The organism is Moraxella cuniculi DSM 21768 (genome assembly GCF_900156515.1).
In the GTDB taxonomy this organism is placed as follows: Bacteria; Pseudomonadota; Gammaproteobacteria; order Pseudomonadales; family Moraxellaceae; genus Moraxella; species Moraxella cuniculi.
Window position 1 is genome coordinate 64,990 of the sequence record NZ_FTNU01000006.1, and the last position, 25,081, is coordinate 90,070.

The following is a 25,081-nucleotide window of genomic DNA, read 5'->3' on the forward strand; positions in this document are numbered from 1 at the left end:
GGGGTGAATTTGCCCCTTTTTTATTTCATTTAGCTTTAATTTATACTAATTTTTATAAAATTTGGAAATTTATTTTGGGTAGTTTTATTTTTTTAGAGATTTTTGTTGTGGTGTGCTTGGTTTCTATCACCACCACTTTGTTTAACAAACGCATTTTGGGCTTGCCGCAAGCCATTGGTGTACCTATCGTTTCGGCACTTTTGGTGTTTATTTTGCAGTGGCTGGCAACTTTGTTAAATGGCAATCCGTTTATTAATATCAATATCCAATCCATTGAACAAGCGGTTCGTAATATCAATTTTTATGACTTTTTAATCAACGGGGTGATTTGTTTTATCCTAACCTCATCGGCATTAAAATTTCAAATATCGGATTTAAAAAACTACTGGAAACCGATTGGGATTTTGGCATCGTTGGCATTGCTGTTTTGTGCGGTGATTTTTGGGCTGATGTTGTTTGGCTATCAATGGCTAACAGGTGCAGCTGTGCCACTGATTGTGCTATTGCTGCTTGGCTCGGCACTGGGGGCAACTGACCCAATTGGCATCAAGGGTGTGCTAAGTTCAATCCAAGCACCCAGACACCTGATGGTCAAGCTTGAGGGCGAGTCGCTGTTTAATGATGCCATGTGTATTGCGATTTTTATGACCATCTTAAAAGTGGTGCAGGGTGATAAATTTAGCCCAGTTGCCGTCATGCAATCGCTGGCTTATGAAGTGGTTGTTGCGGCGATTATCGGCATTGCTTTTGGGCGAGCGGCTTTGTACCTGCTCAAGGGCAAAAACGAATCAGAGTCTTTGATATTGATTACCGCCTTGCTGGCTGCAGGCTCGTATTTGGTGGCATTGTACGCCCATGCTTCAGCACCGATTGCTTGCGTTGTCGCTGGGCTGATAGTTGGTAACAAATGGCAAGAGATTTTGGCAAAAGAAGAGATTGATGAAGTCAATCATTTTTGGCATACCATTGAAGGGATTATCAACTCATTTTTATTTACTTTGATTGGGCTTGAGTTGTTTATTTTGGATTTGAGTGCCAATATTGTCATCGGCGGCGTGGTGGCGTTTGTGCTGCTGCATTTGGCAAGATTTATCGCCAATTTTATCTCATTTGCCTTTTTTCCTTCGGTGCGAAAAAATGCCTATAATGGCAGCCTTGAGATTCTCTCATGGGGCGGTGTGCGTGGCGGTATTTCGCTGGCATTGATTTTGGCGGTTGCTAATGTACCACAATTGCAGCCTTATACCAATGTGCTGATTGGTTATACTTTTATTGTCGTGTTATTATCAGGTGTGGTGTGCGGTTTGGGCTTGCCTGCGGTGATTAATGCGTTTTATCACAATGACCATGAGCCAACGACAGGTTTTGCTGGCTGGTATCAACGCATGATGCACAAAATGAACCGCTCTGGCAAAAAATACATCTTAACCGAAGATGAATTTGGCAAGCAGAGCATTCATCTGTATAATGAGCAAACAGCAATCCGTCATGAGCCGTGTGAGCCTGACCGTTTTTAAAATCAAGATTGACAGACGATGAGTACGCAATATCAAGTCCTAGCACGCAAATATCGCCCAAAAAATTTCCATGAACTGCTTGGACAGACCCATGTTGCCCAAGCACTTGCCAATGCCATTGATACAGGCAGGTTGCACCATGCGTATTTGTTCACTGGCACGCGTGGGGTAGGCAAGACAACCATTGCACGCATTCTTGCCAAATGCCTAAATTGCCAAACAGGCATTACCAGCAACCCCTGTGGCAGCTGCGATGTCTGTGTTGGCATTGAGCAGGGTAGATTTTTGGATTTGATTGAGATTGATGCCGCCAGTCGCACCAAGGTTGAAGACACAAGGGATTTGCTGGAGAATGTGCCTTATGCACCCGCACAAGGGCGTTATAAGGTGTATTTGATTGACGAGGTGCATATGCTCTCAACGCACTCGTTTAATGCACTGCTAAAGACCCTAGAAGAGCCACCAGCTCATGTCAAATTTATTTTTGCCACCACCGATCCACAAAAACTGCCCATTACGATAGTCTCACGCTGCTTGCAGTTTGTGCTAAGGCCGTTATCGCAGCAATTATTGGTGGAGCATTTGGCAAAAGTGCTAGGCAGTGAAGGAATTGATTTTGCCAACGAGGCGTTGTGGCAACTTGCCAGTGCTGCCAAAGGTTCGGTGCGTGATGCGTTGTCATTGACCGATCAGGCAATCGCCTTTGGTGGCGGTATGCTTCGTTCAGATACGGTCAATCAAATGCTTGGTTTGATTAATCAGGTCAGCATTGTGCAGCTGCTTGAGTTAATTTATACAGACGATCGCCGTGGTGTTGCCGAACAAATCCAGCAAATGCGTGAAAAAATGATCGATGCGGCAGCGGTATTTGATGAGCTGATTGATAGCATTCATCAGATGGCGGTGTTGCAAGTCCTGCCCGATGCTCCAATGGATACCAGTCCAGAGCAGGCGGCAAAATTACAACAGTTATCCGCCATCATCGGTGCTGATACGCTGCAACTGTATTATGAAATCGCCATCAAAAGCCGTGAGGGCATTCGACTGGCAAATACGCCAATGCAGGCACTTGAGATGGCGATTTTGCGTTTGTTGGCATTTCGTCCTCTGACACAGGCACAGTTTGTCCATGATGATTTGGCAAGGGCTGAGCTGACAGATGACTCCGACCAAAATGACAAAATTGCAGCAAGTGTAGCATCTGCATCACCAAGCACAAATGAGACCATCGGCAATGAAGCCTGTGATGATACTGACAGTGTAGATACATTGGACTTACAATGCAATGATGCACAATCTGCCTTACAGCTTGATGAGCAATCCATTAATGACAATCAGGCAGATGATGGCGATGATTATCAGCCAAATCATCAGCTTATCAATCATCATGATGAAAAATCGCCCGATAACGCTTGGCAAGCCAGCCAAGATGAGCCACCACGCATGGATTATCCCGTGTCAAATCCAGCCTTGTTAGATGATGAAATGATGGCGGTGTCGGCGGATTTTGTGGTGCATGATGATTTTGCTGATGATTCTGCCGCCTTTCAAAATGACACAACACCACCAAATCCTGCCATAAAAGATGATGAGACGACAACGCATGATGAGCTTGAGCAAATCGATGCCGAGCCAACACTTGCGGTGTTGGTGGATAATGAGCATGAGCAGCCCAAAGAGGATTTTGTTGAAAAAATTGACGATGCTCAAAAGCTTGACGCAAATACTCTGGCACAGCTTGATGAGACAACACACAGCACAGATACGCCATCTGACAATAAGGCTCAAAACAGCACAGGCATGGTGATGAGTCAAGCACAAATGCTTGATAAACTAAAGCCACCAAGTGTTGAGCTCGTGGGTGAGTGGACGGTACAAAAATGGGATTATTGGCTGCATTTGGCACGCACGGAGGAGATTTTTGCAGCAGATGAGCTGGCATTGATGGCAAATAGCATCATGACAGGGCAGGTGCAGGGGGCGAGCTGCTTGCATACCAGTGGGGATAATTCGCAGGTGCAGGCAAGTTTTGCCAGTATGCTTGAAAAATTTGCCAAACATTATCCGCAAATACAGCTTGCTGATAAACCTGTATTGGAAGAAATGTTGGCACAAACGCCACAAACCTTGCTACAGAGCCGTCAGCTACAGATTCGTGAAGATGCCCAAAAGCAACTGATTGACAGCCCTGTTTTTTTGCACCTATGGCAGCAGGGTTTTGTGGTTAATGACGGCACCGCGGTTTTGACCAATTCCAAACTTAGCATTGAGACTTGATGTTATTGTTTTGCTGCAAATACTGCTTAGTTTTCTGCCATCTTGAACATATTAAGCAATTATTGCCAAAATAACATTTTGTAAACAAACTGGCAAAATACTTTACAATAAGACACATTTTTTATAAACAATCTCTTGCCAGTCGGTTAAATTTGTTTTATAGTTCATATCAAAATGCAAGCGATTATCATTGGTTTATTAAGTTGTGATTTGTATTGATTTTATTAATTCATCACCATCAATACAGCAAAAACAGCAACAAAACTGATCGATGGTATGGTTAAAATGACCAAGCAGTCATTATTTTTTGCAAACATTGAGAGTAAATTTATTATAATGACTTGCTTGTTAAATTATTCAACTATTATTATCAATAAAACACAATGAACTTGATGAAATTTAGAGGTGAATATGTTAGATAATCTACGCGGCATGGCGGTTTTTGCAAGCGTTGTGCGTCATGGTTCATTCAGCGGTGCTGCTAAAGAACTGGGTATCACAACCAGTGCTGTCAGCCAACAAATCCGCTCTTTGGAAAATGATCTAAGTGTTACTTTGTTGCATCGCTCAACTCGCAAATTAAGCCTAACCGAGGCGGGTGAGAGCTTATATAATGCAGCCTTGCAGATGGTTAAGGCGGCTGAACAAGGTCGTGATAGCGTCATTCAACTAAAAGATGAAGTTTCTGGCAGTTTGCGTATCGCCGCTTCAGCAGAGCTTGCCCAAGAATACCTTGTGCCTGCATTGTCAGACTGGCTGGCTGAGCATGAAAATTTATCGCTGAACATCATCTCTCGTGATAATCTTGACATGATCGAAGATCGCATCGATGTGGCATTGGCACTAAGCGAGTCTGCACAAGGCACAACCCTAAAAACCATCAAACAAATCTTGGTTGCTTCACCAAAATACCTCTCAGAACACGGCACTGTGGACAGTCCAAAAACTTTGGCATCGCACAACATGATTTTGTGCAGCGAAAAACCAACCGAAAACATTGATTTTAAAGATGGCAGTGGCAAGCAAAGCGTTCGTGTCAATGCACGCCTTGTTACCAATAATCAAAACATCGCTCTAAATCTGGCAGAGCGTGGTTATGGCATTGTAAAAACCAATGAAATTCATGCTAAAGCGTTGCTTGAGGCGGGTAAATTGGTACAAATTTTACCAAATCACAGCTTGCCAGAGCTGAACTTGGTTGCTTTGACAGGCTCAAAAGAGCAAGTACCAGTCAAAGCCCAAAAGTGCCTAGAAGTACTGCAAGCATATTTTAAAGCCTAAGTTTAACCAAGCAAAGCCCTGTTGTCATACAGGGCTTTTTTATGGTCGGTGTCGTGGTAATCATACCCTTTGTATATCAATCCCTGATTGGCTAACAAATTATTGGCAAATTGTAAAAATTATGTTACATTACTGATTTATAAAAATTAGCATGATGGCCGTGCAACTAAGCGGTTTTGGGAAGAAATGGGCGATGCGAAGTTGAGGCATGGCACAGCAAGATGGGATTTGGTATTTGATATGATAAAAAAATTCTCACAAGGTACAAAGAAGCGGATACATTTGCAGCCCAAATGGGGCTATTTGATGATTGTGGCGATGTTATTACAAGCCTGTCAAAGCGTTGATACGCAAGCACCACAGCCAAGCCAAAGCCAATTGCCATTTGCAGACAATGCCAATACGCCTGCGGTGCGTGCCAAGACCGATGCCTTGGCGGCAATCAGTAAGCATCTGGGCAAAGAACGCTATGCGTTATCAACTTATCATTATCGTGTTTTTCCTTATAATACGAACACTCAGATTGATGGCAATGCTGATAGCCTTTGGACGACGATGTTAAAACTCAAGGAATATCAGAAAAATAAAGCCGCTGCAGAATACCAGCAAGACGCTTATCGCGGCATGGCAGAGTATTTGGTAGAAGATGATTCGTTGCCGTATTTGCGATATTATGATGAAAAAAATAACACCGTGCCAGCCAATGCCATAAGTCGTGAGATTGCCATGTCTGATGATTATCAGCAACGCTCACAAAAGATTCAAGAGACTTATAATTCCCTAAAAAGCTGCTTGTCGGAGGCTTCGGCTAATATTGATGAGAAAATCAAAACCAAGCCTAGCAGCACCAGTCAAGATGCATCCATTAAGGAACAGCTTGATGAAATTGCCAGCTGTATTAAAACGAGCGATGAAGGCTTGTTGGATTTGGCAAAAACAGCAGAGGGTTATCAGCGTCAAGATATAGAAATAATTCGCCAATGTGCCAGCAATTATCAGACGGATTTGCAGCAGATACTTAGTGCAAAGCGACAAAACAAATCGCTGTCAGCTAAGAATTACGCAGTGTATGACAATGTCTGGCGAAACTATACAATGTGCCGAACCGCCTATACCACCAGCTCGCGGCAAGATGCTTTTTCGTATATCGAAAATGGCTTAAGTCAAAAAAAGCTGGATACAATGGCGGCAATAAAGCCATGTCTAGATGAGCACAAACAAACCCAAGAGCAGCTAAAACGAGATGGGATTACCCCTGCTACCGACCCTAAAGCCTATAATGCAGCATATTATCAGGCATTGTACTGTAGTGCCAATGCTGTCAATGAGTATTATCCTTTTGATAAACCAATCACGCTGCCTGATGATTATGAGCAGTCTTTGAGCCTTGAGCATGATTTTTATGACAAGGTTTTTGGTGAAGGTGCAGAATACGACAGACCTTCTTTGCTTCAGTCGTATAAGCAGATGAAAACTGCCGACAATTCTGAACAGGGCAAGACCGATGGAGCAGAACCCGAACTGGACAATCAGCTGCCTTTGCCAACGGGTATTGGTGGCAATATCTATGCCAATATGTTTTCATCGATGCTTGATTATATCAAAAAAAGCCCCGAACAATTGACCGCCAAAAATCTGTATCAATACGACAATACCACCATCACCATACTTAGTCATTACAAGCCCAAAAAGCGGCAAATCAGCAGTGTGTTGGGGCTTGAATATCGTTCTAGAACTGCCGAGCAGTCTTTGCAGTTGCCAGTCATGCTGGATTTTAACCAAGCACAAATCACCGCTGACAGCTCGGCATTGTTGCCGCTTTTGGCACTGGCTGCTCCAAAATACGCATATCTGCCAGAGGAAATTGCTGAGGGCAAGATGCGTTTTTATTTGCCGCAGCCTTTGGCAGAAATGATTCCTACCCAAGTGGTTTTTGATGCGGTGATGCGGGCATATCCGTTGGCACTGGCCCAATTGGACAGCGAACGATTCACCCCTGTTGCAATGAGTGGTGATGACTATGCCAAGCAGATCGGTGCAGCACAAGTGATTAAATTTAGTCCAAATATTGCCGAGCAGGGCAAAATGCTGGCAATTATTGCCAAATTGGTCGCCAATGATTTAAAAAACTACATTGATGCCAATGCCGACAGTTATCAAGATGCCAATAAAAAACTCTTGGCACAGTCAGGTCTGAAAGTAACACCCGCCAGCATAAAATCAGCAATTGATGACTGGGTATTGGTTAATCAAGGCTATCAAAGTGATGATGTTGGCAGTTTTTTGTCATTGGTTGAGGCGATTTTGCCATTAAATAGCTCAAGCCATCTGTATTATTATCTGGACGGGCAGGGCGAACTGATTGGCATGCAGTCTATACAAAATAACAATCAGCAAATGACTAATGTCGCCATGCAAATCGTTGGACGAACTCGTCTGAGTGATAAACCATTTGACCATGCTTATGCCACAAAACTGCCAAAAACCAGCAATGCTGTATCAGCAGATGGCAATCGGTGGCTTTGGCAGATTTGGCAAGATGGACAAATTGGCAAACTGGCAATTCAGGCACGAGAGGGCTATCGACAAGATGGCGATACGGACACGCAGTCAGATGATGCGTGTGATGATACTTGTCAAAACACAGAACAAAACGGCAGCGAGCTATCCCAATGAAGATTAAATTTTTCCAACCTTTATCACTTGTTGCTGCTTTATTTGGCTTAAGTGGTTGTGTTGCAACTTCACCCATGGCGACAACCACAGCCAAACCTGCCCAAGAGGCACTTATGCAGGCGATGGCAGCTCAAGCCAGACAGTCGTTTGGCTACCGTACAGACTTTTATGTCTCTAATAGCGTGCGTGAAAATGCACTGGCAGCGGCAACAGATAAGCAGCTTACCGCCAGTGCCAATATCATGCAATCGTGTGAAGATAGCCATGATGTCGCCTACATTGCCTTAACCAAAAAACTGATGGCAGAGCAAGATGTGGCAGCAGAACAGGTGGAGCAAACAGCGGAGCATCAGCGAATTAAAGAAGAATATTTGCAATGCATTGCCGATCAACAAGCGATATTAAATCAAGGGATTGAGACTTTTGATGCGGATAAATTTTTTAGTGAAAATAAACAATTAGATGCCAAATCCCAGATGGATTTGCTATTTGTACAGTTGCGTGAACAAATTAACCAAAATGATATTGTCAAAAAAGCCAACCAAACCGTTTATGAGCTTGAGCATGATGGCAAGCACACCACCCTTGAGGTCAAAAAAGCAAAATTATTGCGTACCTATCTATTGGAGCCAAGCACTTTGTCCATAGCTGGCAATTATCAACCGATGCTTGGCATGATAAGCTTCTTGCCTAGCTTTGGCTATCAGACACGCAATTTTACTGCGTATGCCAACCAACCTTTGTATCTGGATCTAAAAAAGGGCGTACTGTATCTTTGGGCGGATAATTTAGCCATGCTTTATAGTGAGACATTGGATAAGGCAATGGGCAACCAGTGGCAGAATAAATGGCTGGCAATTAATCTAAATGATGACAGCCTGCCAGACAACTTTGGCAATCATTTATTAAAAATGATATTAGATGCCAAAAAGCAGAGTTTTTTGAGCCTGCCTACAGATACTTTTGATTGGGTGCAAGCCGAAGCTGTTTTGGCAGAATTGGTTGCAGATGATTTACCCGATGAAGCAAAAAAACGCATAACATCAAGCCCAAAAATTATCCGATCGTCTGCCAATGCACAGCAGTTGGCGTATGCTCGCTATATTTTTGTTGATACTTTATACCAAAATATCACCAGAGAATATCCCGAGCTGACTTCTTCGGTTGCTGATGGTGGGCGAAGCATTGCTGATGGCGAAACTTTAATTGAGCTGGTTAATACCAATCAAAGCACCGATGAGCCAGTAGAAGGCGAGTCGATGGAATCCATCCGAATAAATGCCAAGTTGCTTGTGCAGTTTTTGCTCAATATGCTACAACAACTTAGCAGCGACTATCAGTTGCAGTTGCGGACATCGCCAGATGCAGACTTGCCATCGTATCAGCCCTTTTCTTATTATGGGCTTGCTGGCAATCGCATTAATTGGATTTATCAGCGACAATATTGGAAAAACCCTTTGATTCGTGGTAATGATGAGGCGACTGCCAAGCTCAAAATAAGCCAGCCCTTAAAAGTTGATAGCTTTACCAATATTGGCCCTGTGCAGACGAATTTATTTGACAGGCTGCCTGCTTCGATGCGAGAGCCTAACGCCAGCAATACCATAAACTTTATAGAATATAATAAAGACTTGGTAGATAAACTACAAAATAGTAATGATAAATACCTAAAAGCAATGGTTGCTCTTATCATGGGTCAGTCTGGGCAGGCAGAAGATGATTGGTATTTTGATGAAGACAATGAGGATGGTCAAGAAGAGGACAATCAGGAAGGTGATGATAATAAAGAACAGTGATGTTGATTTGCTTATAAGATGGTTTTTAATTGATTTATAAGCAATCGTCAATATTGAATTTATTATAAATTGATAAAATCGGTTGCGGTATGCTAATTTATCAATCGGTTGTGATTTGTGATACAATACTTGCATGATAAATTTGGCGATGTCTGGGAAAAATATGACAACAAATAATGATGACAATAACCAGCATATTTTACTAAAACCTTTAAAAATCAAAGATTTGCAAATTACAAATAGATTGTGGGTGGCACCGATGGCAGGTGTTACTGACAATCCCTTTAGAAGATTGTGCAAGTCATTTGGTGCAGGTCATGCTGTCAGCGAGATGATTATTGCTGATACTGCATTATATGCACGCAAAAAGTCCTTGTATCGTGCCAATTTTGAGGGTGAAATTGCACCAATTTCGGCACAGATTGCAGGTGCCGAACCAGAAAAATTGGCTCAAGCGGCACAGTTTCAGGTTGCCAATGGGGCACAAATTGTTGATATTAATATGGGCTGTCCTGCCAAAAAGGTCTGCAAAAAATTGGCAGGTTCGGCATTATTGCAAGATGAGGATTTGGTAAAACGATTGCTGGATGCGGCGGTGGCAGCGGTTGATGTGCCAGTTACTCTAAAGACACGGTTGGGTTTTGCCAATGGTCAGGAGAATATTTTGTCCATTGCCAAAATCGCCGAACAGGCAGGCGTGGCAGCCATCGCCATACATGGACGGACGCGAGAGGATTTTTATACAGGGCAGGCTCGCTATGAATTAATTAGAGAAGTTAAACAATCGGTAAAAATCCCCGTGATTGTCAATGGAGATATTGACAGTCCTCAAAAAGCATTACAGGTGCAAGCCATGACAGGGGCTGATGCTGTAATGATAGGGCGAGCAGCACAAGGAAAGCCGTGGCTATTTCGGGATATTGCTTACTATGCTCAATCAGGAAAAATAGCACCAGAGCCGACTGTTGCTGAGATTCGTCAAGTGGTTCTGGCACATTTAGATGAACTGTATCGCTTTTATGGGGAATATTCAGGCTGTCGTATTGCTCGCAAACATATTGCGTGGTATACGGGTGGTTTGCCAAATTCCAACGCCTTTCGTGAAGCGATGTATGCCTGTCAAACCACCGATGAGCAATATAGGGTCGTGGAAAAATTTTTAATAAAAACTGAACAAATATCACCATAGCAGCTGGTGAAGATGAGCTGTTTTAAATAAATTCAAAAATTTCTGCTTTGTCCAAACGAGCCTTGGCTAAGGTTTTGTTATTGTCATTGTTGCTGGCATAGCCAAGTGCGACCAAGACAGAGCTTTGTAAATTTTGCTTATCAAATTCAAATTCTTTATTTAGTAATTGTTTATTATAACCACCAATTGGCGTAGCATCAACGCCAAGCAGTTGAGCGGATAACAGCAGTTGCCCTAAGGCAATAAAGGTTTGATTTTCCGCCCAGTGAAAAAGCGTATCAGCATCAGCTGTTAGCTGCGATATGTAATGTTGGCATAGCGTCAGTCTGGCTTTCATGATGTCCTCACTGGCAAATCTGCCACTGTCTTTTTCTGCCTGTAGCACACGCATGAGATGATCTTGGTCGATGTTTGTCCGTGTGCAAAAAATAATCACATGAGAGCAATTGTTTATTTTTGCTACATTATGTTCGTCGCCATCAATCATTGATTTTATAATTTTTTCTTTGGTTTGTGCGTTATCTGTAACAAAAAATCGCCATGGCTGGATATTGATTGATGAAGGACTAAGCCACAACATTTGTAATAAATCATCAAGAGTTTGTGCATCAATTTTACGGTTGGCATCATAGGATTTGCAGGTATAGCGTTGCTGTGCATAAATGACAGGATTCATAAAATCTCCGTTGTGCTATTCATTTGGCGTGTATCAATCGCATCAATGGTGGCGGTGGCGGTGCCATCTTGTAATGTGATTTGAATCTTTTGCTTGGGGTATAGTTGTGCAATATGTGCAATGTTGCAAGCAGATTGTGATTGCTCATGAATGATGGCATAGCCTTTTTTCAGGGTTCTCTTGGGGTGCTGAATAAGAATCAAACTCTGTAAATATCGGCAATTATTTTTTAATTTTGATAAATAATCAAATACAATCTTGTGTTGGTTGAAATATCGAAGATTGTTGATTTTTGCCTGTGTGGTAATAGCTTGGGTGGCAGCACGAGTGCTTGTCAGCAGGGTGTTGAGTCGATGAGTTGTCTGACTGCAATGATGCTTTGTGCTGTTTTTTAGATATTTATGCTGGTGCAATAGGTCTTTTTTTGCCAAACTGATGCTGTGTGTGCTATTTAGGCGAATGCGTTGTAATTGTTGCTGGTTGTCTTGACTGGCTTTGGATAGTTTATTTTTGCTAAACTTGATTAGCCTGGCCATTGCCACAGTTGCTTTACTGGTCATCTGCACCAGATGTGATTGAATTGCCAAAACCAGCTTGGAAGGCGTATCAAAGCGAGTGTGTGCTACTTCATCTAGCAGTACCAAATCTCGCTCATGGCCGATGCCTGTCCAGACAGGTACTGGCGATTCGGCAATAACAGCCGCCAACTCATAATTATTTAGATAAGCTAAATCACCAACAGCACCGCCACCACGAATGATTGCAACCAAATCAGGCAGTGTGTTGTGGTTTTTTTGGAAGCTGGCAAGGCTGGTTATAAAGGTGGTGCGGATTTCATCAGCGGCACCGTTTCCCTGAAAAGTAGCATGGTGATAAGAAAAAAAACAAGCCTTGGTAGCTGCCAGTCGGTCAGCCTCTGCACGAAAATCACCCAGTCCTGCTGCTTGCTCTGGAGCAATAACCAGCACATGACGAATATCAAATGGCAGTGGGATTTGTTTATTTAAATTTAACAATCCAGATTCGTGCAGGCGATTTTTCATGGCTTGATAGGCGGCTGCCAACTCGCCAAGCGTATAATGCGGATCGATGTCGCTGATATTTAGGCTAAAGCCATATTGAGCGTGAAAACTTGCTGAGCATTTTAACAGTACGCTTGTGCCTGCTTGTAGTGTTTGGCCTGTTGCGGCGGTAAATTTTGCCAAGACGGTTTTGGCACGAAAACGCCACAAAGTCGCACGACAACTTGCGGTGATGTTTTCTTCGTCATCGGTTTCTGCCAGTTCAAAATAATAATGCCCACCTTTGCTGTTAATCGCTCGAATCTCAGCACGCACCCAAACTTCATGATCAAAATAATCATCAAGCACTAGCTTGACGGCGGATAAATAGTCAGACAGTGCCAATTGTACGCCAGTCAAATCAGGTGGTGATTTGGCAAGTTCTTGCTCAAAGTCGGCGGCGATTTGGCGATGTTTTTGTTCAATGGCATCAGCATCACTGCTGGCTTGGCTAAGTGCAATGGCACGATCTGCGATAAAATTTGACATGGCTTAACTTGCTAAAATAATACTTTATTTTAGCAAAATGGCTCAATGTTTGGCAAGAATTGCCACCCCAAACCAGTCGGGGCAGCAAATGGGCTTATTTTTTGTTGCCAGTGGGTTTTTTGGCTTGAGGTGTTTTTTGCACAATTTTGGCAGAAGCAACTGCCAAATCAGTGCGTTCGTCCATTTCGTACAATGCACCAGCACGGCCAACAATCAGCGGGTCGATATTGCCAATTTGACCAGAGTCTTTGTTTTCGTAGGCTAATTTGTTCAGCACATAACGCATGGCGTTAAGACGGGCACGCTTTTTGCAGTCTGATTTGATGACAATCCATGGTGCTTCGGCAGTGTCGGTATTAAAAAACATTGCCTCTTTTGCCAAAGTGTAATCGTCCCATTTGTTCAATGACGCTTTGTCTACAGGCGACAGTTTCCATTGTTTTAGTGGGTCGTTTTCGCGGCTGGCGAAGCGAGCTTTTTGCTCCTCACGGCTGACAGAGAACCAGAATTTTACTAAATGAATGCCAGATTCGACCAAATGTTTCTCAAATTCAGGCACTTGACGCATAAAAGTACGATATTCTTCATCGCTACAAAAACCCATCACACGCTCAACCACCGCACGGTTGTACCATGAGCGGTCAAATAAAACAATCTCGCCTGAGGTTGGCAGATGTTGCACATAACGCTGAAAATACCATTGCCCACGCTCTTGATCTGTGGGTTTTTCTAGGGCGACAACACGAGCACCGCGAGGGTTTAGATGCTCCATGAACCGCTTGATGGTGCCACCTTTGCCAGCAGCATCACGACCTTCAAAAATAATCACCAACTTTTGCCCTGTGGCTTTGATGTGTCGTTGTAATTTTAATAGCTCAATTTGTAGTTTATACTTTTGTGCCTCGTAATTTTTGCGGCTTAGGCGGTGTTTGTACGGATAACCACCTTCACGCCAGTTTTCGGACAGTTGCGTGTCTTTTGATTTATCGGTGCGAATTTGGCTTGCGATTTGGGCAGCGGGGAGGTATTCTTTGAGCGTTTGACCGAATTCTGCCAATTCTTCTGGGCTGGCGTGTTCAAGCAGTTCTTCTAGTTGTTCGACTGTTTTTGCCATGACGGTGGTTTTGGTAGGCTTGGCAGGGGTTTTGGCGACAGGTTTGGTTTGTGTTGCTTTTTTGGTAGCGGGCTGCGTGCTTGCCGCTGTTTTTGTTGGTATTTTGTTGGTCATAAAAACTCCTTAATCACTGATGAAAAACAACAAAACCTTACTATCAATATGGTATCATGTCAGCCACTGACACGCAAGCATTTGCCACTTGCCAATCGCGACTAAGTTTATGAAAAAATGTGTGGTATTTTGATGCAGGTTTGTTATATTTGCCGACAAGTGATAAATTGCAAAAAAATTTTGAAAAAAATAAAAAAAGTTATTGACAGGGCAAAAATATCCTGTATAATACGCACACATAAGCCAGCGAGCTTAACCATACATGCCAGTGTGGTGAAATTGGTAGACACGACGGATTCAAAATCCGTTGCCCTTAAAAGCGTGTCGGTTCGAGTCCGACCACTGGTACCATAAAGAAAAACCTGTAGCCTAAGTTACAGGTTTTTATTTTTACCATTAATAAGCCATCGCACAGGTTTTGTTTGAGCAAGGCCTTGCTTAAAATCTTAGCAAAAGCTCTAAAGGGCAAATCACACAGCTTGACAGGGTGTTATTATGAAATGCCTTGCATATTTGTAAGTTTTTCTTAACATTTCTATTTGACTGGGCGGGTTATTGTTCCGCCCATTTTTCTTTATCCTTAAACATACATTCATCATACACGACGCATGAGCCGCATTTTGGTTGGCGTGCCATACAAGTGTATCGCCCATGCAAAATCAGATAATGGTGAGCGTCAAGCAGATATTGACTGGGAATGCGTTTAAGCAATGCTTTCTCGACCGCCAGCACTGTTTTGCCAGTGGCAAGCCCCGTACGATTGCCCACGCGAAAAATATGCGTATCAACCGCCATTACAGGTTTGCCAAATGCGGTGTTTAGTACGACATTGGCGGTTTTGCGACCCACGCCTGCCAGCATTTCAAGTTCATCTCTAGTCTGGGGAACTTGCCCATTGTGTTTGGTGAGCAAATCTTGGCAGGTTTTGATGACATTGGCCGCTTTGGAATTATACAATCCAATATTGCTAATGTATTTTTTTAGGTTATCCAAACCAAGATCGAGAATTGCTTGGGGGGTGTTGGCTACAGCAAAGAGCTTTTCGGTGGCGATATTGACGCTTTTGTCGGTTGCCTGTGCAGAGAGCATGACAGCAATCAATAGCTCAAATTCTGAGCTGTAGTTCAACTCGGTAACAGGATCTTTGATATGTTCGGCTAATTTTTGGAAAAATGCCAAGCGTTTTTCGGCATTCATTGGGCGTGAAGCTGGCGTGTCGGCAGTTTTGCTGATGCTTATTTTTTTGGGTTGGTTGCGTGTGGTTGTTTTCATTGTTAATTAATTTTAAAATATTAATGGGATTTGGTATAAACAATCTCAAAGATTATTTGGACTTTTCATCTTTGTTGTCTTTATCCGACCAGCCCTCAAGCCGTTTGATGATTTTGCCAAACAAAGTCGCTCGCTTGTATTCGCCATGCTTATTTTTATCGGCAATTGCCATGCCTGTCAATAGCTCAAGTGCTTGATTGAGATGATCGACGGCATACAGGTGGAATTTGCCAGCGTGTACAGCATCAATAATATCATCTGGCAGCATCAAATGTGGCAAATTACTGCGTGGCAAAATAACCCCTTGACTGCCGTCTAGGGCATCACGACACGCCTCAAAAAAGCCGATGATTTTGGCATTAACACCACCGATTGCTTGGGCTTGACCCAGTTGGTTCATTGAGCCTGTGATGGCGATATTTTGGGCAAGTGGTACATCAGCCAGTGCAGATAGCAGCACGCAAGCTTCGGCAAGCGTGGCACTGTCGCCATCAATTTCGCCATAATTTTGTTCAAATGCTAAAGAGGCACTGAAGTTCAATTCACAAAACTCGCTGAACAATGACCGCAACAATCCAGACATAATCAGCATACCTTTGGCGTGCAAGCTGCCACCCAATTCCACCTCTCGTTCAATGTCCAAAACCTCCCCTGTGCCAAAACGAGGGGTGATAAGTGCTGTTAAACGAGCAGGCAGACCAAACTCGCTGTCAGCATAGCTGATGATGGTTAGGGCGTTGATTTGACCAACTGCAGCACCTGTGGTGGTGATGAGTTGCTGACCGTTGTAAATCTCTTGCCAGTATAGCTGCTTGAGGTAGCTTGTGCGTTCTGTCATGTCGGACAGGGCGGTTTTGACATGCAGGGCTTTGACTGTTTTGGCATTGGACAAATTGGCTATGCGTGCTGACTCAACCAGTATCCCGAGCAGTCTGCCTGCGTGTAGATCCAGTTTGTTTTGATTATCAGTCAGTCTGGCAAGCTCATCAATAATCACCGCAAAAGCAGTGTTATCAAAGGCAGGAAGTTGTCGAGCTTTTATCATGTCGGCAATTTTTAGCACCATCATGTATTCGCTGGCATCATCTCTTTTGATGGTGTCATAAAAATCTGCACGAATCTTGAACATGCCATAAAATTCAGAATCCATTTCTAAAAGCTGATAATACAAAGACAGCTCACCGAGCAAGATAAGTTTTACATCAAGGCAAATACTGTCAGGCTCAAGCGACAAACTGCCTGTCAAGGTCAACATTTGCTCAAGGCTTGAAATTTTGATTTGGCCAGATTGCAGAGCTCGTTTTAACCCCTGCCATGCATAAGGGTGCTCTAGCAGATTTTCGGCTTGTAAAATCAAAAAACCGCCATTGGCTCTGTGCAATGCTCCAGCGCGAATCATACTGACATCGGTCAATACCGTACCAAGTTCGGTGGTGTATTCAATATGCCCAAGCAGGTTCAAGTGGGTTGGCAAATCCTCAAAAATAATCGGTGCACCTGCACCTGCACCTGCTTTGTGGCTGCTAATGATATTGATGGCATAGCGGCTTGGCACATCGCTTAATGTGGTGGGCAAAAAAGTCTCGTCATCGCCATTGATAATGCGTGCAACATTGTCAATCATATCCGCTTGCATGGCTTTTAAGTGTTTGATAACTTTCGCAAAATTAGCAAAATTATCGAGCAATGGGCGAAAAAGTGGCTCAAGCACTTTGCGTGCGGTGCTTTGATACAGTGCATCAAGCTGACTGTGGATATCATCTTCTAATTCTTCAATATACAATTCAGCTTGACTTAATTTATGTTGCAAAGTTGCCAATGCTTGCTGACTAATCGGCTGATTATTATCCAGTGCCACCAATTCAATACGACCATCGCTGCTGCTTTTTAGGCTAAGATTATGCAGTTTTGCTTCATTATCAATGATGGAAAATTGTTCATTTTGGCTGGTGCTGATTGTGGATTTGATGCGTCTGATTTGGTTTTGATGCACTTCGCCAAGCAGTTTGCTGCTCAACTTTTTTTTGGCAACTTGCCACAGCTTGTGTGTTTTTTGTTGCAAGATGGCAGCTGTGCCTGCAGGCAAATCAATGGCAATTGGGCGGCGAGCGTCGCCAAAATTATGCACATAAATCCAATCGTTTGGCGTTGGCATTGACTTGGCACGCTCCTTGAGCAGTCTTGTGATAAGCGTGCGTTTGCCTAGCCCTGTCTCGCCTGCGGCAAATACATGATAGCCTGCCGCTTGAATATCCAGTGCGGTGTTGATGTTCTTTAGGGCGTGTTTTTGCCCAAAATCAAGCTCAGGCTTGGGCAGGCTTAGGCGGCTTGACTTGGGTAATTTTGTGGCATCGGTGTGGCGTTTTAGAGCATCACTACTTAGTCGGTGCGTATTGGCAAGGGCGGTTATTTTCATAGATATTATTAAGCAATCGTGATAATTGTCTTTTGGTTTTAAAATTTTTTGGGCAAATTGTCATAAAAATCACTAAAAATCGCAAAAACACAACTTGCTCAAGCAAAAAAGGGTATTTTAGCAGATTAAAGCATGATAAAATAGACAAAACTTATGCAAGTTATGTTGATGGACTAACTTGTGTTTATTTTTATATTTTATGGTGGTAAGCATTTGCTATGAGTACAGCCGTCAAATTTTCAAAGATTTTGCATCAGGCACAAGCATTTGCCGATGAGATTCATCAGGCTGGGGCAGATCTTGGTGTGTCATTAAGCCAAAAACAAATCGAGCAAATTTTGCGTTATTTGGACGGCTTGCTGCTGTGGGGCAAGGCGTATAATCTGACCGCCATCACCGAGCCAAAAGAGGCGTTGGTGAAGCATATTTTTGACTGCATGGCAATTATCCCAAAGCTGCCATTTGCTGATAGTGTCTCGGTAAGATTGCTGGATATTGGCACAGGTGCGGGGCTGCCTGCGGTGATTATTGCAATTTTGCGTCCAGATTGGCAGGTGGATGCTCTGGACAGCAACCAAAAGAAAATCCGCTTTATTCGTCAGATTGTCAGTGAGCTTGGGCTAACCAATCTTACCCCCATTGCTGCCCGCATTGAGCATCATCATACTGACAAAGCTCGGCATTATCAGGTAATCACTTCACGAGCTTTTGCTTCGTTGGCTGATTTTGTGGCATTGGCGACTCCGTGCTTGGCAACAGATGGGGTGCTGTATGCCATGAAGGGCAAACCACCCAGCCAGCAAGAATTTACAGAGCTTGACGCTTGGCAAATTGAGGTCTGCACCATTGCTGTGCCACAATTAAACGATGATCGCTGCGTGGTTTATTTAAAACAACAAAGCAGCTGATTGCATTATCAATCTGAAATTTTATAACAACCAATACCACAAATAAGGTTTTATCATGGAAATTATCGCAGTCGCCAACCAAAAAGGCGGTGTCGGCAAAACAACCACAACAGTAAATTTGGCAGCGGCACTTAGCCTGATTGCCAAAAAAAAGGTGCTGCTTATTGACTTGGACTCGCAAGGCAACGCCACCACAAGTCTAGGCTTGGATAAGAATGCCCTGACCCATACGATGGCTGATGTGCTGCTGGATGGCGTGCCACTTGCCGATGCCATCATAAAAAGTGAGCAAGGGGTTGATGTTATCGGTGCCAACCGTGATTTGGCGGGGATTGATGTATCGCTGGCTGGAGTGTCGGACGCACCATTTTTATTGCGACAAGCCATCGCTGATGCCAAGGCAGCCAATCGCCTTGATTATGATTATATCATCATGGATTGTGCACCCAGTTTGAGCATGATTACCGTCAATGCGTTGGCGGCAACCGAAGGGGTAATTATCCCAATGCAGTGCGAATATTATGCTCTAGAAGGGGTGGCTGATTTGATTGCGACCATCGATAAACTTAAAAATATCAACCCAAATCTTAGTATTCGTGGCGTTGTGCGTACTTTATTTGATTATCGCAACACCTTGGCACAAGATGTCTCGGCAGAGCTGGTGCGTCATTTTGGCGATTTGGTATATCAGACCAGTATTCCTCGCAATGTCAGATTGGCAGAGGCACCAAGTTTTGGGCAGTCAATTTTTGGCTATGAAAAATCTTCAAAAGGTGCCATCGCTTATCATATGCTGATGAATGAAGTGGTCGCTCAATCCAAAGCACGCAACTTATCGGCATAGGAAACTTAAATGGCAAAAAAGCGTGGACTGGGAGCAAAGCGTGGTTTGGAGGCTTTGTTAAGTGGCACCAAAGTAGGACGGCAAGTGGTTGATGTGATTGATGATGCCAAGGCTACTTTGGCACAGCCGTCAGATTATTCCACCCAAGAGCAAATCACAGCCGAAGTGCCAACTGCGATGGCAAATCCACAGCAGTCATCGGCACAGATACCAGAAAATCAGCCAGCTGATGTGGAACAGTCAGACGAGCCGTCAGATGATATGGCAGCTTACCAAAACTTGGATAATCACCATGCCGATATGGCTGCTGAGCGTGGCGATATAATGGCTGCCCATGAATTGTGCGAATATCAGCGGCGAGAAATTGCGTTATTTTGGCAATTTGGCTTGGCAGATGCACAGCAAAATTAATCATCATTGGTGTGATTTATGATGATGACTGGGTGTTAATCAAATGCAAACAAAATGGAAAATCTCATGAATAAAAAACACGGCTTGGGCAAGCGTGGCTTGGATTTGTTATTAAAAGATGTCAGCATCGAAAGAGAGGTGATTGCAAGCACCCAAGTGGCGGTACAACAAACGCAAATAGACGCTGATACGGCAGTGCTAAATCAGGCGAGTGCTTCGGCTGATGATCTTGGTAAATCTGCCAAAAAATCCACCAAGCATGAAAAACGCAAAAACGACAAAGCTAAAAAAGCCAAAAAGTCCGCCCAGTTGCCACAACAAACACCAACAGGTGAAAAAGTTGCCTTGGTGCAGATTGCCACCAATCGCCTACAATCGGGGAAATATCAGCCACGCCGTGATATGAACGAAGAGGCGTTGAACGAGCTTGCCTTATCCATCAAGCAGCATGGCATCATGCAACCAATCGTGATTCGTCCGCTCTTATCAGCTGAACAAAAAACACATGCCGATATCACGCATGAGATTATCGCAGGTGAGCGGCGATGGCGTGCTGCCAAATTGGCAGGTCTTGAGAGTATTCCTGCCATTGAGCGTGTGTTGTCAGATGAAACGGCGATTGCCTTGGCATTGATTGAGAATATCCAGCGTGAGGATTTGAATGTGCTAGAGCAGGCACAGGCCTTGCAACGATTTCATACCGAGTTTGGCATGAGTCATGCGATGATTGCTTCTGTGGTGGGTAAGGCTCGCACCACAGTGTCAAACCTTATGCGACTCAATCACCTGCACGATGAAGTCAAGCAATATATGATAGATGGCGTGATGGATATGGGGCATGCACGAGCGTTGTTGTCGCTGTCTGATGCCCAGCAGCCCATCATCGCCAAAAAAATTGTCGATGGCAACTTGACCGTGCGTGATGCCGAACGCTTGGTAAAATCAATCCTAAACCCTGAACCTGCCAACAAAATCGAACCTGATTATGAGATTTTGGCATTAAGCCAGCAAATTTCTGATGCACTTGGGGCAACGGTGAAATTAAAACAAGGCAAAGACGGCAAAGGCAGTGTGGAAATTTTCTTTTATGACAATGATGAATTGACCGCACTGATTAATAAACTGACCGCCAATGATTGAGCAGGGTGATTGATTGATTTGGTGATTATAAATTAATATTAAACAAACATTCATCATATATAAATAAATTACGATGAAAAAAGCAGAACTGATATTGACCCAAGCGTGGCAAAGGCAAGCATCGTGGTTGATTGGACTTGCTCCCTTGTCTTGGCTGTATCACGCAATCAGTCGGTTACGCAAATGGCTATATCAATCAGGCAAATTACCCGTCTATCGTGCATCTGTGCCTGTGCTGGTGGTGGGCAATATCACCGTTGGTGGCAGTGGCAAGACACCACTGATTATTGCCTTGGTTGAGTATCTGCTGACCCAAGGCGTGCAGGTTGCTGTTATTAGCCGTGGTTATGGTGGTGATACAAAAACCATGCCAAGACTGGTTCTGCCAACCAGCACGCCGCATGAAGTGGGTGATGAACCATGCCTGATTGTCCAAAGCCTAGCCGCCAAAGGGCATATGCTACCAATGGCAGTGGGTGCCAACCGTGCTGCCACCATTGACTTGTTGCTTGCCAGTTTTCCGCATATTCGCCTGATTGTAAGCGATGACGGGCTGCAACATTATGCACTGGCTCGTGATGAAGAGTGGATTGTGGTTGATATGATGCGTGGTTTTGGCAATGGCAAATTGTTGCCTCAAGGGTTTTTGCGTGAGCCGATTAATCGCCTTGAGGGTGCGATGGTTGTTTATCACCATGCCAACAAAACCAAGCCAGCCAGCGATAATCAGCCAACCATGGTGCTACAAGCAGGAAAATTGGTAGCCTTACAGCCAAGCAATCAGCCACCGCCACAGGTAGGCTCAGCGGTCTATGCTGTCAGTGGCATTGGTTATCCTGCTCGCTTTTTTCGCACCTTGACCGAGCTTGGTTTTGATGTTGTGGAGCGTCCCTTTGGCGATCATCATGATTTTACCATTGACGATTTAATGGGATTGGACAAGCTGCCGATTATCACCACCAGCAAAGATGCGGTAAAATTACGCCTGCTTGCCCAAGGCAATCCATTGCCAATTTTTGCCAACATTTGGGTGCTGTCCGTTGAGGCAAAATTGTCGCAGGCAGTGTATCAGGCAGCCGATCTTTTGATGACAAAATATTGCCCAACTTCGCCATTAGATGAGATGGTGCATGAGTATTGATTTGATAATTTTAATAAAAAATATTGAAAGTAAATTTATATAAATAGACCACTTGGAAATAGCATGCAAAAAATTCACCTAGTTATCCCAGCTCGTTATCAATCAACTCGCCTGCCTGCCAAGCCGTTGTTGCCAATTCATGGCAAGCCGATGATTCTGTGGACTGCCGAGAAGGCAAGGCGAGTGAGCTTTGCTGACACTATTTGTGTGGCAACCGATGACGAACGCATTTATCAGACTTGCCAAGAGGCGGGTATTGATGTGCTGATGACCGATACAACGCACCCATCAGGCACGGACAGATTGGCACAGGTGGTGACACAGCTGGGGTTTGCCGATGATGATATCGTGGTCAATGTGCAAGGTGATGAACCGCTGATACCTGTGTTATTGATTGAGCAGGTGGTGCAGTTACTGCTTGCCAAGCCTGAGTGTGCCATGGCAACTTTGTGCGAACCGATTATTGATAAAACACAATTTTTGCAAACTTCGGTTGTCAAGGTGGTGCTGGATAATGCCAATCGTGCATTGTATTTTAGTCGATCGCCGATTCCACATTGGCGTGATGGAACAGATGATTTTCCGTGGCAGGCATTGCGTCATCTGGGATTGTATGCTTATCGAGTGCGTACACTGAAGGCTTTTACCAAGTGGCAGCAAGGCGTGCTTGAAAAACTTGAAAGCCTAGAGCAGCTGCGTGTGCTGGAGCATGGCGAGCAGATTGCCTGTGAGATTGCCAAAGTGCAACTGCCAGCAGGGGTGGATACTGCCGAGGATTTGCAGCGGCTTAATGCCATGCCTTTGACGCAATTATTGGCTTATTGATTATACAGATGACACAGCAATTAACCACGCAGGCGTATTTTGACCAAGTACTGCCATGGCAAAAGCAAGCATGGCAACAGCTAACTGGGCAGTTTGAGAAGCACAAATTGCCACATGGCTTGCTGGCAGCAGGTCAGGCTGGTATCGGCAAAAGGGCTTTTGTCTGGCGATTGGTGGCGTATTTATTATGCCCAAATCGCAGCTTGGCGGGTGCTTGTGCAACTTGCCAGAGTTGCCACTGGCTGACGGCACAGACGCATCCTGATTTGATGGTATTGCCAGCTTCGGCACAGCTTGGCGATGTGTATACTGGCGATGGTGTTGGCATTGATGACATTCGGCAATTGCACAACTACAGCCAAAACAAGGGGCAGGGTGTTAAGGTTATTGTTATTGACCATGTTGATAAATTAAACATTTCCGCTGCCAATGCGTTATTAAAAACCCTAGAAGAACCTCGTGATGGCGTGTTTTTGATACTTATCACAGATTTTGTCGCCCAAGTTTTGCCAACCATAAAAAGCCGTGTGCAGACCTTGCCTTTATCCATCATCAATCATAAGCACGCCATGGAATACCTGTGCGATTTTATGTCAGATAAACAAGCTGCCATGCTGCTTGCCATCAGTGATGGGGCAGTTTTGCAAGCCAAAGACATTGCTAGTGCGGATTGGTTTGGCAAGCGAAAACTCTGGCTACAAACTTTTGCAGCATTGCAATCAGCCATGCGTAGCCCCAGTGCTGCCAGCAATTATTGGCAAAAAGCCCTAAGTTTGTCCGATTTTTTGACACTGTCCTTGATGATGTTGGCGGAGCTTCGCCGTGTTTGCCTTGATTTGCCTTGTTTGCATGCAGATTTGGATACGCAGGCAATTTTGGGTCAGCTGCCGCTTGATTGGCAGACGCTTGAGGATTTGCAAGCGGTGTGTGATGATGTCAAAATCTCCATGATGCAACATGTACAAGAAAAACTCGGATTTGAGCGGCTAATGCTTGCCATGGCAAAACCTGCAACCGTGTGCTAAGGGCTTAAGATTATCTTATTGAGAATTATTATCTGTTGCGGTTTTCATGGTATCTTGTCTGTGGTACAATGTGCCTTAAGTATAGATTTATCGGTTGATGCCGTGTTGCCATTTATATTAATGTGTGGATAATAGTAACAAGATTGCTCAGTCATGATGTCATTTGTAGCCAAATTTTTGCGTCAATATGCGTTGGTTTTTGCCATATTATTGCTGTGGCAATTGGTGGTAGCAATCGGTATTTTGCCTGATTATCTACTGCCCAGCCCTTGGCAAATCATACAGGCACTCATTGATGATGCTGCATTGCTGGCTGATCATGCCAAATATACGCTAATAACTGCTTTTATTGGTACAACAATTGGTCTCTTGCTGGCTTTTGTTTTGTCTATTGTGATGGATTTATCACGCAATTTTCGCCAAAGTGTCTATCCGCTGATTTTGCTCAATCAAACCATTCCGACCATTGCCATTGCACCTTTGTTGGTTATTTGGCTTGGTTATGGGATTTTGCCAAAAGTGGTGCTGGTGGTGCTGTCGGTGTTTTTTCCGATGACGGTTTCTTTGCTTGATGGTTATCGCTCGGTGAGTACCGATGAGCTGAACTTATTTCGCTCAATGAATGCCAGCACTTATCAAACTTATCGCCATCTAAAAATTCCAGCGGCGATGGGGTATTTTTTCACAGGGCTAAAAGTTGCTTTAAGCTATGCATTAATATCGGCTGTGGTGGCAGAGTGGCTTGGTGGTTATTATGGCTTGGGCGTGTACATGACTCGTGTACGCAAGTCCTATGAGCTTGACAATATGTTTGCGGTAATTTTTTTAATCAGTTTTTTGACTTTGCTGCTTATTGCTTTGGTAAAATGGCTACAGCGGCGTGTTTTAGCATATAATTACAAGGAGTAA

At 43.9% G+C, this 25,081-nt stretch carries 19 protein-coding genes and 1 tRNA gene; 15 read left to right on the top strand and 5 right to left on the bottom strand.

What is annotated here, in order from left to right:
* The first annotated feature begins 74 nt into the window (after window positions 1–74).
* The 6 genes from BW928_RS05050 to dusB all read left to right on the top strand — a co-directional run bounded on the left by BW928_RS05050 (window position 75) and on the right by dusB (window position 10,736).
* Window positions 75–1,517 carry a cation:proton antiporter gene (locus BW928_RS05050; protein WP_076555153.1) on the top strand — a complete coding sequence of 481 codons (1,443 nt, stop codon included), beginning with the start codon at window positions 75–77 and terminating at the stop codon, window positions 1,515–1,517.
* An 18-nt stretch (window positions 1,518–1,535) separates the two neighbouring features.
* Window positions 1,536–3,794 (top strand): DNA polymerase III subunit gamma/tau, encoded by a 2,259-nt coding sequence (gene dnaX, locus BW928_RS05055; RefSeq protein ID WP_076555154.1) that lies wholly within the window; start codon window positions 1,536–1,538, stop codon window positions 3,792–3,794.
* Between the two features lie 411 nt (window positions 3,795–4,205).
* Window positions 4,206–5,075 carry a LysR family transcriptional regulator gene (locus BW928_RS05060; protein WP_076555155.1) on the top strand — a complete coding sequence of 290 codons (870 nt, stop codon included), beginning with the start codon at window positions 4,206–4,208 and terminating at the stop codon, window positions 5,073–5,075.
* Between the two features lie 240 nt (window positions 5,076–5,315).
* Entirely contained in the window at window positions 5,316–7,751 is a 2,436-nt protein-coding gene (locus BW928_RS05065; RefSeq protein WP_143821452.1) for a hypothetical protein, read from the top strand.
* Window positions 7,752–7,825: 74 nt separating this feature from the next.
* Window positions 7,826–9,547, top strand: coding sequence for a hypothetical protein (locus tag BW928_RS05070; RefSeq protein ID WP_143821451.1), 1,722 nt, complete (start codon window positions 7,826–7,828; stop codon window positions 9,545–9,547).
* A 163-nt stretch (window positions 9,548–9,710) separates the two neighbouring features.
* Window positions 9,711–10,736 carry a tRNA dihydrouridine synthase DusB gene (gene dusB, locus BW928_RS05075; protein WP_076555158.1) on the top strand — a complete coding sequence of 342 codons (1,026 nt, stop codon included), beginning with the start codon at window positions 9,711–9,713 and terminating at the stop codon, window positions 10,734–10,736.
* A 22-nt stretch (window positions 10,737–10,758) separates the two neighbouring features.
* On the opposite strand, the gene nfsB is transcribed toward dusB, so the two are convergent.
* The 3 genes from nfsB to ppk2 all read right to left on the bottom strand — a co-directional run bounded on the left by nfsB (window position 10,759) and on the right by ppk2 (window position 14,190).
* On the bottom strand, window positions 10,759–11,412 hold the full coding sequence (nfsB, locus tag BW928_RS05080; protein ID WP_076555159.1) for an oxygen-insensitive NAD(P)H nitroreductase: 654 nt from the start codon (window positions 11,410–11,412) through the stop codon (window positions 10,759–10,761).
* Window positions 11,409–12,962, bottom strand: coding sequence for an exodeoxyribonuclease VII large subunit (gene xseA, locus BW928_RS05085; RefSeq protein ID WP_076555160.1), 1,554 nt, complete (start codon window positions 12,960–12,962; stop codon window positions 11,409–11,411). The genes nfsB and xseA overlap by 4 nt, the downstream gene beginning before the upstream one ends.
* Window positions 12,963–13,056: 94 nt before the next feature.
* Complete coding sequence (gene ppk2 / locus BW928_RS05090; RefSeq protein WP_076555161.1) at window positions 13,057–14,190, bottom strand: polyphosphate kinase 2; 1,134 nt, start codon at window positions 14,188–14,190, stop codon at window positions 13,057–13,059.
* A 264-nt stretch (window positions 14,191–14,454) separates the two neighbouring features.
* Here ppk2 and BW928_RS05095 point away from each other — a divergent pair.
* Window positions 14,455–14,541, top strand: a tRNA-Leu gene (locus BW928_RS05095).
* 201 nt (window positions 14,542–14,742) lie between these two features.
* Here BW928_RS05095 and nth read toward each other — a convergent pair.
* Both nth and BW928_RS05105 read right to left on the bottom strand, forming a co-directional pair.
* Window positions 14,743–15,387, bottom strand: a complete 645-nt coding sequence (nth, locus tag BW928_RS05100) for an endonuclease III (protein WP_076555188.1) — start codon at window positions 15,385–15,387, stop codon at window positions 14,743–14,745.
* Window positions 15,388–15,514: 127 nt separating this feature from the next.
* Complete coding sequence (locus tag BW928_RS05105) at window positions 15,515–17,878, bottom strand: AAA family ATPase (RefSeq protein ID WP_076555162.1); 2,364 nt, start codon at window positions 17,876–17,878, stop codon at window positions 15,515–15,517.
* Window positions 17,879–18,096: 218 nt separating this feature from the next.
* Here BW928_RS05105 and rsmG point away from each other — a divergent pair, with 218 nt between their 5' ends.
* From rsmG to BW928_RS05145, 8 genes are all read left to right on the top strand, one after another.
* A complete protein-coding gene (rsmG, locus tag BW928_RS05110) occupies window positions 18,097–18,786 on the top strand; it encodes a 16S rRNA (guanine(527)-N(7))-methyltransferase RsmG (protein WP_076555163.1) in 690 nt (229 codons plus the stop codon).
* A gap of 55 nt (window positions 18,787–18,841) precedes the next feature.
* The gene (locus BW928_RS05115; RefSeq protein WP_076555164.1) at window positions 18,842–19,630 is read left to right on the top strand and encodes a ParA family protein; all 789 of its coding nucleotides are present in this window, start codon (window positions 18,842–18,844) and stop codon (window positions 19,628–19,630) included.
* A 9-nt stretch (window positions 19,631–19,639) separates the two neighbouring features.
* Window positions 19,640–20,041: a hypothetical protein gene (locus BW928_RS05120; RefSeq protein ID WP_076555165.1), complete on the top strand. Its 402-nt coding sequence runs from the start codon at window positions 19,640–19,642 to the stop codon at window positions 20,039–20,041.
* Between the two features lie 66 nt (window positions 20,042–20,107).
* The gene (locus BW928_RS05125) at window positions 20,108–21,181 is read left to right on the top strand and encodes a ParB/RepB/Spo0J family partition protein (protein ID WP_076555166.1); all 1,074 of its coding nucleotides are present in this window, start codon (window positions 20,108–20,110) and stop codon (window positions 21,179–21,181) included.
* Window positions 21,182–21,254: 73 nt separating this feature from the next.
* The gene (gene lpxK / locus BW928_RS05130; protein WP_076555167.1) at window positions 21,255–22,322 is read left to right on the top strand and encodes a tetraacyldisaccharide 4'-kinase; all 1,068 of its coding nucleotides are present in this window, start codon (window positions 21,255–21,257) and stop codon (window positions 22,320–22,322) included.
* A gap of 63 nt (window positions 22,323–22,385) precedes the next feature.
* Window positions 22,386–23,147: a 3-deoxy-manno-octulosonate cytidylyltransferase gene (gene kdsB, locus BW928_RS05135; protein ID WP_076555168.1), complete on the top strand. Its 762-nt coding sequence runs from the start codon at window positions 22,386–22,388 to the stop codon at window positions 23,145–23,147.
* A gap of 8 nt (window positions 23,148–23,155) precedes the next feature.
* Window positions 23,156–24,172 (top strand): DNA polymerase III delta subunit-related protein, encoded by a 1,017-nt coding sequence (locus BW928_RS05140; RefSeq protein WP_076555169.1) that lies wholly within the window; start codon window positions 23,156–23,158, stop codon window positions 24,170–24,172.
* Between the two features lie 156 nt (window positions 24,173–24,328).
* Window positions 24,329–25,081 (top strand): ABC transporter permease, encoded by a 753-nt coding sequence (locus BW928_RS05145; protein WP_076555189.1) that lies wholly within the window; start codon window positions 24,329–24,331, stop codon window positions 25,079–25,081.